The following is a 12282-nucleotide window of genomic DNA, read 5'->3' as shown; positions in this document are numbered from 1 at the left end:
TTATCTTATAGATGACGAAGACAAGGAGCGGGATGAACCATTGACGCAAAGCGATGCAAGCTGAGATTACGTCTGTTCGTATTGACAGTTGGCCGTCCGGTCATGCGGGTCTCTTCTTCACGGAGCCGCCTCGACTTCCCCTGCATCATGTAACTTTGGTATAGATTGATACTGGAGCTCTGGTTTCATATCCATGGCTTGTCAATCCATCGGCGGAAGTCTAAATGTGAGAGAGACATCGGAGACTGCTGTAGGTACGACGGCGATTTTATATCATATTTATCGCCATTGCAATGAGTTTGTGGAGGCATTCTTCTGAATGCTAATCCCATTTCCGGTAATTGATGAAGATAGAGCAATTCTGGCCGCAGAATCGTCAGCCCATGCAATCCTGATTGTCCAACACCGACCGGATGACACGATATGTTCAATCAATATTTGCTTCCTCAAAAACTAACTATCATTTTTTAAAGATTCAAGCTATACAACTGCTTTTATATAATACTATAGTCTTCACCAATAAATACCCCAATTTAATGATTGCACTCAACTCGGTTATGCTATAGAATCACCTAAACCTGCATGACATTATTTTTTTGATTTTTCCACATGTATTGTTATTTTCCATAATTATCCATAATTAATAGTCACCTACATACATAACGCATTGAATTTTATAGTTAAGTTAATTAAATTTATTCATAATAGCGTACAAGAGCTAAAACCCCTTCGAGATTGCATAGGAACCCTATCGTGGACTATTGATATCCAGAAGATAACACCTAGACCATAGTGGAATCTAGCCTGGGGTAGCAGACAATGATAGTATCGATACATGATAAGATAAGAGATAATGGTATCATCTCGATTCAATCTGTAACGGCTTTGGCCAGAGATCACTGTTTAATAGCACCGACTCGTTAAAATAATCACTCATACAGGAGATATAAACAACTCATTCAAAATGAATCCCCATGTCTAATATGGCCACTCATATTGACCCTCTTACTTTAGATTTATTTAAGGCATTGATCGTAATTATTTGATATGAAAACATTCACTTGGTGTTGTAATTTTGGTATTGCTTTTGCTATTTAATATTGAGATTATAAAACGCATAATTATAAAGTATCAAACAAAAAGTATTGTTTGTATTAATTTATTATCACAATATTTCGGATCTGTGTTGCCAGCTACAATTGAAATAGAAACAGGTACTTCTTAGCCAGAACGATATCCATTTCAGGGAGTTCCGGGCATATCTTTAGGATTAAAGGTTTATGATCACAACGGTACACGCCCACTATGTCGGGAAACGATACGCTGGCTTGACATTCAGCTAATTTTTGTTAAATTTGATTACAGACAAATAATTTTATTTCTAATCGCAGCAAATTGGTATTATCCCGGGTATCAGACGAAAAAAGGCGCCTAGCAGCAAATTTTCTACTTTTGTCATGTTATTGCAATGTAAAAGATTTACCTTCTTCTTATAAACATTCACCCAAGTAATTTTGAGCGTAACTTGGAATATATATGATTCCCCTGGGCGGCGTCAATCCTGCTCATCTGACTTAACTCAGGAAACGGCTGGCTTGGACATTTTGCCGTTGGAGGAGCAAGTCTGGCAGGGTCTGAATCCCTGAGCCGGGCATGTTCCATAACAAATCATTCATCTTATGAAAGCAATTACTTTTTCCACCGATGGAGAACTCAATCTACGCTCATGGCAAGAGAGCGGTGGGGATGAGCTGCGCGGATCTTCGGGGAGTGAGCTGGAAGGCAAAAAATATTATGAAATATTTCCCCGGATCTTTCTCGGCGAAGATGACGCCCTGTCAGTCGCTGCGCAACGAAAGCATCCTGTTCAGCTGGAAGGATATTCTTTGCCCTGCCTCTATGCTCACTTCAGCGCTGACATTACGATCAATCCCGCGTGGAACGGCAATGGCGTTGTGAACGAGATCAGGGTAACGGTGCGACCCCAAACGCCATGCTCAATCGCCAAGAAACTTACGGACTCTCAGCGGCTCATTGATATCGGCAAGATGGCATCAACGCTCGCGCACGGAGTACGCAATCCGTTGAATGCGATCAAGGGATCGGTCGTATACCTCCGGGAAAAATACAGCTATGAAGCGCCGCTCATTGAGTTCACGAAGATGATGGAGGAGGAAATCTCCCGGCTTGAGCTTTTTATCTCGCGGTTCCTCAGTTCCTCTCTCTCCGATGCCGAACGGGCATCCACCGACATCAACTCCCTTCTGAAGAAAATACAGGTGTTCACGGCGTATCAGGTCTCTGCTCAGAATATCACTCCGTTTTTCGATCTTCGCGAGGTTCCCCTGGTGACGGTCGACGCTTTCCACGTTGAGCAGGCTCTTCTGAACGTGGTCAATAACGCAATCGACGCCATGAAGGGGGGAGGGACACTCACGGTCAGGACCTCCACCGAGACGATGTCGGACTCGACCTTTGTCGTCATCGGCGTATCCGATACAGGCCCAGGCATGACCGACCAGACAATGGGCAACCTCTCCGAGCGCACGAACAGCGCCGGCAAAGGGTTCGGTCTTTTCATCGCTTATGAAGTGCTCAAATATTACGGCGGTCATTTGAAAATCGAAAGTAAGAAAAACGAAGGGACATCCGTGCGGCTCTATCTGCCTTTGGCGGAGTCGCGGGCAGGTGCGATATGACGGACAAGGGAACGGTATTGATCGTAGATGATGAACCGAACGCTTTGAAGGTCCTATCGGCAATTCTCCGGCAAGAGGGCTACACGACCCGGGAGTCGGTGAACGTGGACCGGGCGATCGGGATCATTCGCGACGAGGCGGTAGACGCCATTATCACCGACGTCAAGATGCCGGTGCGGGACGGCTTCCACCTGTTCGACTATATCCACGAGCATAACCCGCACATACCGGTCATGTTCCTCACCGCCTACGGCACGGTGGAATCCGCGGTCTCTGCGATGACCAACGGCGCTTTTTACTATTTCATCAAGCCACCCGATTACGGCAAGCTGAAGTCGGTCCTGGAACAGGCTGTCGGACAGCACGCGATGCAAAAAGAGGTCGAGCAGGCGCAGCTGCGGCGGCTGACAGAGAACAACGCCAGTCCCATCATCGGCGCTTCCCCTGCGCTGGCCCGCGTCCGTCAAACGATCGCGGCGGTAAAGGATTCCGAAAGCAGCGTCCTTATCCAGGGTGAGACCGGCACCGGCAAGGAGGTTGTTGCCTGCAACCTTCATTATTGCAGCAACCGTTCCACCAGGCCCTTCGTTACCGTAAACTGTGCGGCGATCCCGCGGGAACTGATCGAAGCGGAGCTCTTCGGCTGCGAAAAGGGGGCCTTTACGGGGTCTGTAGCGCAGCGGATCGGCAAGTTCGAGGAAGCTGCCGACGGCACGCTCTTTCTCGACGAGATCGGCGAGATGGAGCTTTCCTTGCAGTCGAAATTGCTGCGGGTTTTGCAAGAGCGGACAATCGAGCGGATCGGGAGCAACAAAAAGATCAAGGTCAACTTCCGGCTCATCTCGTCGACGAACCGCATGTTGATGGATGACATACAGGCGGGAACCTTCCGGGAAGACCTCTTCTACCGTCTCAACGTGGTGCAGATCGATGTGCCGCCGTTGCGGGAGCGGCCGGACGACATACCGCTCCTTGCCGCTGAATTTCTTTCCCAATTCTGCATCCGGGAGAAAAAACCGGTCACCCTGTCCGACGAGGTGATGGATCTCTTCAGGGAATTCCCGTGGCCGGGGAATGTGCGGCAACTCAAGAACGTCATCGAGCGCGCCGTCGTGCTCGCCCGGGAAAAACAGATCACCACCGAGGAACTTCCCGACGAGCTGCGCCGCAGCCGTCGCACCGACACGGGCGCCCGCTCGATCACTCCCCTGAAGGCACTGGAGATCCAGGCGATCCACGACGCACTTCGCGAATGCAAGGGAAACAAATCGAAGGCCGCCCGGACGCTCGGCATATCGAGAAAAGCCTTTTACGCGAGGCTCCGCGAATCCTCATCCCAACATTCCTTTCCCGGCAGCAGATGATGCGCGCGCAAAAAGACCGTGGTTGCAACCTCAAGCCCTGTTCCCTCCGGCGCAAGATTAACAGGTTCATCTATGGATAAGCGGGACTTATTCGCAAAGAAGTTTTCCATTCTCCAGGAAATATCGAGCGCCCTTGTCGTGTCTGAGGATATCGGTTCTCTGGCAAACCTCATGCTTGACCTCGGCGTCAGCTATACGAGCGCTGAAAAGGGTTCCCTCATGCTCGTCACGGACTGCGACGAGCTCTTCATCTTGGCGGCCAAGGGCATCGACCCGCAGTTCGTAAAAATATACCGCAGCAAGATCGGCGAAGGAATTGCCGGCATTGTCGCCAAAGAGCGGCGCCCGGTCCTGGTGGAAGACATAGATGCCGATAGTCGGTTCCACAGCACGACTCGGGATCGCTACCGGACCAAGTCCTTCATCTCCTGTCCGCTGGTGAGCAAGGAACGGCTCCTCGGCGTTCTCAACATCAATGACAAAAAGGACGGGACCTCCTTCACCGCCGATGAGTTCGAACTCCTGACGGTCATAGCCAACCATGCCGCCATTGCACTGGAAAACGCGTTTCTCCTAAACCAGCTGAAGACGAAGGCCGACGAGCTCGAGGCGATAAACCGGCGGCTTATCGAGACCGACATCGGGAAGACAGAGTTCCTCACCCGCGTCTCTCACGGGCTTCGTACGCCGCTGAACTCCGTCAAAGGCGCCATTTACCACCTGCAACAGCAGGCGGACCGCCTGCCAAAAGAGGACCGGCGAGAGTTCCAATCCATCATCGCCGCTGAGACCGACAAGCTCATTAGTATCGTGGAAAACCTGCTGCACTTTCTCAGGCTCGAGGACGAGACCAGACTTTTGCAGAAAAACGTGATCAGGCTGGGAGAACTGTTCGAGAGGGTGGCGAACGCACCCGTGCTCAAGGTCATGCTGGCCACCAAACGGATCCACCTGACCCTTCCTGCGGAAAACGGGCTCCCCGACGTAATCGGGGACGCGGGAACTGTACTTCAACTCTTCACCAATCTCATCCTGGGCATTATCCCCAGCCTCGAGCCGGAGGACAAGATTGATCTGAACGTCCATGGAGCCGATGTCGTGTCCGTTCATCTTGATCTTTCCCGAGCGTTGCCTGAGGCGGTCCTGTCAGCTCTCAACGCTACACGCGACGTAGCGCTGACCGATCATGACGAGGACCTGTTGAAGATTGCATTTGCCCGAAGCGCCGCCGGTCTTCATCGCTGGAAACTGCTGGCGATCAACAGCGACCATGGATGCAGCGTTTCACTGACGATCCCAACGAGCGCGCGGGAGCGGGTCGACGTCTTCGTGAACAAGAGCATGGATTCTTTTGTCGAATTCATTGCGGAGTTGCTCGACCTTGATATCTGTTCCATCATGCTGAGCGACGAAGCGACGAGCGAATTAACCGTTAAGAGCGCTCGAGGTCTCGACGACGAGGTCGTTAAGCGGACACGGGTAAAGTTCGGCGACCGGATAGCCGGCTGGGTGGCGCTCGAGGGCAAACCTCTTTTTGTCGAGGACATCGAGAGCGACCCCCGCTTCTCAAAGAAGAGCATCCCGCAGTATAATTCGAAGTCGTTCATGTCGTTGCCCCTCAAAATAGACGGCCAGGTCGTCGGGGTGCTAAACCTGAACAACAAAAAGACGTCCGAGCCCTTCACCCTGCGCGACTTTTACATCGCCTCTGTCCTGAGTGAAAGGATCGCCTACTTCCTGAGACTGATAAAGGCCGGTCCCTGCACCAAAGATGAGTTCTCGAAATTTCTGACGTCCCTGAACCGTCTGCTCGACAGGGGCAAACCCGGTCAGGAACTGCAGCACGCGGCACCGAGCCTCGTGGATGGTACGCCTGCGAATCCCTGAGCAAGAATGAGAACGTTCCCTCAACGAAAAAGCCGCTGAATCTCATTCAGCGGCTTTTTTTCTCGAAACCGGCCTGTCGTTACCTGCCCGTTTTTGTGTCCCACGGCTCACGGGCATGGATTCCCTGAATCGCCCTAGAACGATATCGACTCGAACTCCGGCCGAAGCATGATATGTTTGTTCTTGAGAACCGTTATCTCGCCCGTTTTTTGCCATTTGTCCAATACTCGGGTAACCGTTTCACGGGTAAGACCGGTCATATCGGCGATATCCTGGTGGATAAGCTTGATATTCAATTCAGTGCCGGTCGGTGTTTCAATCCCGTAGGTCTCGGAAAGCATGATCAGGAGCATCTTTACCCGCTGCGAGGCGTTGTTGAAGTTCAGAAGCTGTATCCGCTTCCACGCCTCGCGAAGTCTGGACGACAGGATATGGAGCAGGTTATCGAGCACCTTCTTCTGGCCGTAGAGCAGCGAATAAAAGTCCCTTTTTGAGATGATGGCCGTCACGGAATCCTTGATCGCCGTCACGGTTGCCGGGGCGGTCCTGCCGTCGATCAGGGAAAGCTCGCCAAAAAAATCACCCATCTTGTGCATCGTTACGATAATCTCTTTTCCTTCATCGGTCACCTGGACGACCTTTGCTTCACCTTCAAGAATAATATACATGTACTCATTCGTATTCTCTTCACGAAGGATGATGTCGTTCTTTTTGAATTTTTTAATGGTGACCTGGTCGCGCACTTGATGCAATTCAGCTTCGGTCAGGGAGGAGAATATTTCTATCTTGTTCAGACCATTATGTCGGTGAAGGTCTTTTAAAGAACTTCCCGGTCCCGGTCCTGGTCCGCTCCTGCTTTTCCGCGTAGGGTTTTTCTGCTTCACACTATGATCACGCACTTTATTCATAGGACCTTTTAATTATTATACTGAATACTCGCCCCGTCGCAAGGTTATTTTCCGCGTGTTGCTCATCACCTTCCCTGAGTAAAGGTTCGCGGTGCTCAAATACAACCAAAGTATGTGATTTAATGCAGTAAATGCGAAAAAAGTCGTTGCAAATGTGATTGTGCTCACATATTTTGTTTCGATTTATGATACTATAGCGACAATATTTTGAGAGTTTTATGGCCCTTTCCACTAGCAGGTAACGGAGTCATAATGGTATTCTCTTCTTCATCTGCTCAGACGTATAAGGAGATAATCATGGCCGTCAGGAATTTTTTATCTATCTTTTTACTGTTGCTCTTTATCCTGTCAGCAGGAGCGGGATGTGGTAGTGGCGGCAGCACCACGACTTCGTTGCTCCCCGCCAGCTCCCCCTCGAGCGGTGGTGGCAGCGGAACAGGCGGCGGTACCACATTAGGAACAGCCACGCTTGTTTGGAGCGCGCCGACGACGAACACCGACGGAACGCCTCTGACTGATCTTGCAGGCTATAAGGTGCATTACGGGACGACGCACGGGTCCTATCCGAATACCATTACCATCGGGAATGTGACGAGCTATTCGATCAATAATCTCACCTCCGGAACCTACTACTTCTCGCTAACGTCCTATGATACGAGCGGCATGGAAAGCGGCTATTCGAACGAGGTGAGCAAGGTCGTCCAGTAAGGTTTCTCCCGCAGTCTCTTCCCCCTTTCGGCTGTTTCACCGCGCCGCGGGCCTACCGGGCCTGCTGGTGCGATACATGAAACAGCCCATGCTTTTTCATGATGTCATAGAACGTCGGCCGGCTGATCCCGAGCTCTTCAGCGGCCTGGGCTATATTCCCCTGGGACCGGTCCATGGCATGCATGATCATTTCCCGTTCGACCCGGTCCCGCGCATCCTTCAGCGTCATGCCTTCCGATTTCGGAAATGTGTCATAGGGCTCCGCCGGCTTTGGCGAGAAACCAAGGTCATGGGGTTCTAGGAGCGCGGTATCGGACAGGATGACGGCCCGCTGGAGCCTGTTCTCGAGCTCCCCGACGTTTCCCGGCCAGGAGTAGGATTCCATCTGCTTCAGGGCGGCAGAGCTGAACCCTTTGACCCTTTTCTTGAACTCCTCGCCGAAGCGCATCAGGAAGACCGTACCCAGGAGCGCGATATCCTCCCTCCGCTCCCGAAGCGGCGGCAGGTTGATCGTGATCACGCCGATCCGGTAGTAAAGGTCGTCCCTGAACCTTCCCGCTGTCATATCTTCCGCGATATTCCGGTTTGTAGCTGTTATGATCCTCGCATCAACGGTGATCTCTTCCCTCCCGCCGGACCGCTGGACCGTCTTGTCCTGAAGAAGCCGGAGCACTTTGGCCTGCAGCGGGCCCGGGAGCCCGCCGATCTCGTCGAGGAAGAGGGTCCCCCCATGAGCATACTCCACATTGCCCCTGACCAGGACGTGCGCGCCGGTAAAGGCCGTTTTCTCGCATCCGAACAGCTCTGAGTCGAGAAGATTTTCCGGGATCGCTCCGCAGTCGATCGCCACGAAGTCACGCTCGCGCCGCGGGCTCATGGAATGGATAGCCCTCGCGACGAGTTCTTTGCCTGTTCCGCTTTCCCCCTGGATCAGCACCGACACATCCGATGAAGCTGCCTTTCTCACCGTCGCGAACACGTCGAGCATGGCGGGGCATTGGCCGATAATGCCCGACAGGGCGCTGCTCTTCCTGCCCAGCACGGTCCGCAGCCGCCGGTTCTCCTCTTCCAGGGCATACAGGTGGAAGGCGCGCTTGATGATGACCTTCAACTCCCCCAGGTCGATCGGCTTCTGCAAGTAATCGTAGGCCCCGTTCTGAACGGCGTGGAGCGCGCTGTCCGTGTCGTCGCGCCCGGTCACGATGATTATCTTCGCAAAAAGGTCTCCTGCGAGCATCTCTTCAAGGCAGCGGAACCCCTCCGTTGCGCCGTCTGCGTGCGGCGGCAGACCGAGATCGAGCACGACAACCTTGGGCCGATGCTTCAGAAAGAGCGTCAGCGTCTCCTTCCGGTCACCTGCGAACAACAGGGTATACTCGGTCCCGAAGCCCCACTTCAGCTGTTTACAGATGTCTTCGGAGTCATCGACGATCAGCAGCTTCTCCATAAAAACGCTCCTTTTTTCGGTCTTGTGCGTGCCCCGGTATGGCGACGCAGAGAAGAGCGGCAACGGCCTGCCTTCTATTTCGCTTTTCACGCATCCTGCCGAACCGCGGGCAGGTACACGGTGAACTCAGATCCCTTACCGACCTCGCTCTTCACCTCGATCGTACCGCCCATCGATTCGACGATCTGCCTGCACTGGTAGAGTCCTACCCCGAGCCCCTCCCCCTTCGTGGTCCGAAAGAGCTTGAACACCTGGCGCAGCACGAAGTCTCCATTCATGCCGCAGCCGGTATCGGATATCCTGAGGAAGACGCGGCCATCGTTCGCGCCCGTCTCAGCCTTGACCATTCCGGCCTCTTCCGTAGCGTCGAGGCCGTTCTGCACGAGATTCACGATGACCTTGCTCATCTCTGCAGTATCGACCATGCAGGGAGCGGTTGTGCCGAGACAGACGACACGCTTCCCCGGACGTGTCTTCGCCAATTCCCCCACGACGGTCGTGGTCAGGAGCCGTATATCGTATCGCACCAGGTTCGGCTTGCCGGTCCCGGGGATCGCGTTCAGCTTCTGCATGAGGTGCTTCATGTTCCCGACCGTTTGCTTCACGCTGGCCAGCATGTCGCGTTGAAAATCAGGATTGCCAATGTGCTCATCGGCGTTGTCCATGATGAGCGACAGCGTCTGGGTCAGGTTTTTGAGGTCGTGGATGACAAAAGAGGACACCCGGGCGACCGCGGCAAGTTCCCGCGTCTCGACAAGCTCCTCGGTAAGCCGTTGATTGCTCAGCAGCAGCGCCGACTGCCTCGCCATGATCTTCATGAGATCATAATCCTCGTAGGTGAAGGGCTCCCTGGCCATCCTCTCTCCGAAGACCACGACGCCTTCCACCTCTCTGCCGGAGACCAGCGGTATGACCAGCCGGGCGCCCGCAGAGCTGACAAAGGATGCCTCAGCATCATCGGGAACGTACTCCTTGTCAAGAGGGTTCCAGACCCGATCCCGGTCCCGGAAATAGCCGAGCAGTCCCGCCGAAAGCCTGAGCCCCGCTTCCGCGCGCGGCAGGGAATGATCGATCGCGGGGGCATAGACGCCGCTTCTTCGATTATAGAGATACAGCGATACGCCCCGGAGGCCGAAGGTCTCCCGGAACATCTCCAGGATGGCGTTTTCCATGTCGGAGAGCGTCGTACAGGAAGCAAGCCGGCCGGTCAAAGCCATCCATGTCCGGCGGTAATCGTGCTTTTGCTCATAAAAATGCTTGTTGATGAAGACCTTCACCCGGCGCCGCAGCCGCTCCGACAGGAACAGCGCGGTCAATGCGATCGCACCGGCAAAGGCAAAGAAGATCGTGATCGAGCGGGCGAAAGAGACTTCAAAATGCTTCAGCCCTCCGCTGATGAGCCCGAGTGCTATGAAGTAGGCGCCGACGGAAAGGAGCGTGATCGAACGGTACATGACGCCGCGGGAAACCACGACCCGCACGGTATTCCTCCGGAACAGCTTGGCATACAGCGAATACCCTGCGAGCGGCAGGAGCAGGAAGACGGCGAGAGCAGTCAGCGTGGATTCTATCATGAGAACGCTCTACGCCTTTACTAGGTTGGACTGGCCCTTTTTGACGACCCCGTTCATGGCATTGCGCGTATCGACCACGAGCTGCGAGTGGTCGAGGATGAACTTATAGTCGTAGCAGGAGTGGTCGGTCGCGACCACCACGCAGTCGTAGCTCTTGAGGGTTTCCTCCGTAAGGGGCACGGAGCTCTTCTTCAGGTCGTACTTGCGCATCTTCTTCGTCCGCGGGATGTAGGGGTCGTTAAAGTCAACCTGCGCCCCCTTTTCCGAAAGGAGCTCGATCAGTTTCAGGGACGGCGACTCGCGGGTATCATCAATGTCCTTTTTATAGGCGAGCCCCAGGATCAGGATCTTCGACGAGGAGATGCTCTTCCCCTGACGGTTCAATGCTTCGCCGACCTTGCCGGTGACATAGTACGGCATGCTGGTATTGATCTCGCCGGCAAGCTCGATGAACCGGGTGTGGAAATCGTATTCGCGCGCCTTCCAGGTAAGATAGAAGGGATCGATGGGGATGCAGTGGCCGCCCAGTCCGGGCCCGGGATAGAACGCCTGGAAGCCGAAGGGCTTCGTCTTGGCGGCGTTGATCACCTCGTAGACGTCGATGTCCATCCGGTCGAAGAGGACCTTCAATTCGTTCACGAGCGCGATGTTCACCGCGCGATAGATGTTCTCCAGGAGCTTCGCCGCCTCGGCCACCCGGGTCGATGATACCGGCACGGTCTTTTCGACAATGGAACTGTAGAGAGCGTCGGCATTGGCCAGGCAGGCTTTCGTATACCCGCCCACGATCTTCGGGATCGTATGCGTATTGAAGTTCTTGTTGTTCGGGTCCTCCCGCTCCGGAGAGAAGGCAAGGAAGAAATCCCTGCCCGCCTTCATTCCCGTCTCCTCCAGGATCGAGCGCATGTCCTGGTCCGTGGTGCCCGGATAGGTCGTGGACTCGAGCACGACGAGTTGACCCTTGCGGAGGTATTTGGCGATCGTCCGCGTCGTGTTCAGCACATAGGAAAGGTCCGGGTCCAGCTGCTTCGTCAGCGGCGTGGGCACGCAGATAATGATGCAGTCCATGCCCTTCAGGGCCGCGGAGTCCGTCGTGGCCTTGAACGTGCCGCTCTCCTTCAGCGCCTTGATGTCTTCCCCGGGGATGTGCTTGATGTACGACTTGCCGCTGTTCAGGAACTTGATCTTTTCTTCGTCCAGATCGAAGCCGGTCACGCCGAACCCGGCCTTGACGAACTGAATGACGAGAGGCAACCCCACGTAACCGAGGCCGATGACCCCTACTGTAGCAGAATGATTCTTGATCTTAGTGAGAAGATCCATGGCGCGCTCCTTTAGAAGGAAATATCATATCGGGCTTATTTATCTTGAACGGCCCATAAGTGTACTTTTATTCGTTGAGAACAGCGGAGGCACGTCAGATACCAGATTCGCAGATTTTGCGAACGAAGCGGATTAAGTCATTGCAATAAGATGCCGGCCGGGGTATTGTGACTTCGACATTCCATGGGTCATCTTTTGATTAATTTCCGCGTGTGACTTGAATCACCGTTACTTTTTCACCATTCTGCTAATCTCACTCCTATAAATTGGATGTGAATTCGAAAATATTGCGCTGCAACCAAAGTTGGATAATGTGAAAAACCGGGTCTACATTGCTTTGCCAATTCGTGTGATTGTTATCACATGAAAAAG

Annotated in this window: 8 protein-coding genes; 4 read left to right on the top strand and 4 right to left on the bottom strand. The window is 53.4% G+C overall.

From position 1 onward, the window contains the following. Nucleotides 1-1886 precede the first annotated feature (1886 nt). From VL197_04610 to VL197_04600, 3 genes are all read left to right on the top strand, one after another. Nucleotides 1887-2699: an ATP-binding protein gene (locus VL197_04610; protein HUJ17254.1), complete on the top strand. Its 813-nt coding sequence runs from the start codon at nt 1887-1889 to the stop codon at nt 2697-2699. Then, nucleotides 2696-4063 carry a sigma-54 dependent transcriptional regulator gene (locus tag VL197_04605; GenBank protein ID HUJ17253.1) on the top strand — a complete coding sequence of 456 codons (1368 nt, stop codon included), beginning with the start codon at nt 2696-2698 and terminating at the stop codon, nt 4061-4063. The genes VL197_04610 and VL197_04605 overlap by 4 nt, the downstream gene beginning before the upstream one ends. Nucleotides 4064-4135: 72 nt before the next feature. Next, nucleotides 4136-5950: a GAF domain-containing protein gene (locus VL197_04600; GenBank protein ID HUJ17252.1), complete on the top strand. Its 1815-nt coding sequence runs from the start codon at nt 4136-4138 to the stop codon at nt 5948-5950. A 134-nt stretch (nt 5951-6084) separates the two neighbouring features. Here VL197_04600 and VL197_04595 read toward each other — a convergent pair whose 3' ends face one another. After that, nucleotides 6085-6693 carry a Crp/Fnr family transcriptional regulator gene (locus VL197_04595; GenBank protein ID HUJ17251.1) on the bottom strand — a complete coding sequence of 203 codons (609 nt, stop codon included), beginning with the start codon at nt 6691-6693 and terminating at the stop codon, nt 6085-6087. 462 nt (nt 6694-7155) lie between these two features. On the opposite strand from VL197_04595, the gene VL197_04590 reads away from it, so the two are divergent. Continuing rightward, nucleotides 7156-7566, top strand: coding sequence for a hypothetical protein (locus VL197_04590; protein ID HUJ17250.1), 411 nt, complete (start codon nt 7156-7158; stop codon nt 7564-7566). A 52-nt stretch (nt 7567-7618) separates the two neighbouring features. Here VL197_04590 and prsR read toward each other — a convergent pair whose 3' ends face one another. The 3 genes from prsR to VL197_04575 form a co-directional block, all read right to left on the bottom strand. Further along, a complete protein-coding gene (gene prsR, locus VL197_04585) occupies nt 7619-9013 on the bottom strand; it encodes a PEP-CTERM-box response regulator transcription factor (protein HUJ17249.1) in 1395 nt (464 codons plus the stop codon). Between the two features lie 86 nt (nt 9014-9099). After that, nucleotides 9100-10587 carry an XrtA/PEP-CTERM system histidine kinase PrsK gene (gene prsK, locus VL197_04580; protein ID HUJ17248.1) on the bottom strand — a complete coding sequence of 496 codons (1488 nt, stop codon included), beginning with the start codon at nt 10585-10587 and terminating at the stop codon, nt 9100-9102. 9 nt (nt 10588-10596) lie between these two features. Continuing rightward, nucleotides 10597-11910 carry a nucleotide sugar dehydrogenase gene (locus VL197_04575; GenBank protein ID HUJ17247.1) on the bottom strand — a complete coding sequence of 438 codons (1314 nt, stop codon included), beginning with the start codon at nt 11908-11910 and terminating at the stop codon, nt 10597-10599. Between the last annotated feature and the right edge of the window lie 372 nt (nt 11911-12282).

This window comes from Nitrospirota bacterium (genome assembly GCA_035516965.1).
In the GTDB taxonomy this organism is placed as follows: Bacteria; Nitrospirota; UBA9217; order UBA9217; family UBA9217; genus MHEA01.
Note: the sequence above shows the minus strand (reverse complement) of the source record. Positions and strands in the feature narration are given on the sequence as shown.

Bases quoted from the DNA above. Each gene is read 5' to 3' on its own strand.
- VL197_04605 (HUJ17253.1), top strand. From the start codon at position 2,696: ATGACGGACAAGGGAACGGTATTGATCGTAGATGATGAACCGAACGCT.
- VL197_04600 (HUJ17252.1), top strand. From the start codon at position 4,136: ATGGATAAGCGGGACTTATTCGCAAAGAAGTTTTCCATTCTCCAGGAA.
- VL197_04590 (HUJ17250.1), top strand. From the start codon at position 7,156: ATGGCCGTCAGGAATTTTTTATCTATCTTTTTACTGTTGCTCTTTATC.
- prsR (HUJ17249.1), bottom strand. From the start codon at position 9,013: ATGGAGAAGCTGCTGATCGTCGATGACTCCGAAGACATCTGTAAACAG.
- prsK (HUJ17248.1), bottom strand. From the start codon at position 10,587: ATGATAGAATCCACGCTGACTGCTCTCGCCGTCTTCCTGCTCCTGCCG.
- VL197_04575 (HUJ17247.1), bottom strand. From the start codon at position 11,910: ATGGATCTTCTCACTAAGATCAAGAATCATTCTGCTACAGTAGGGGTC.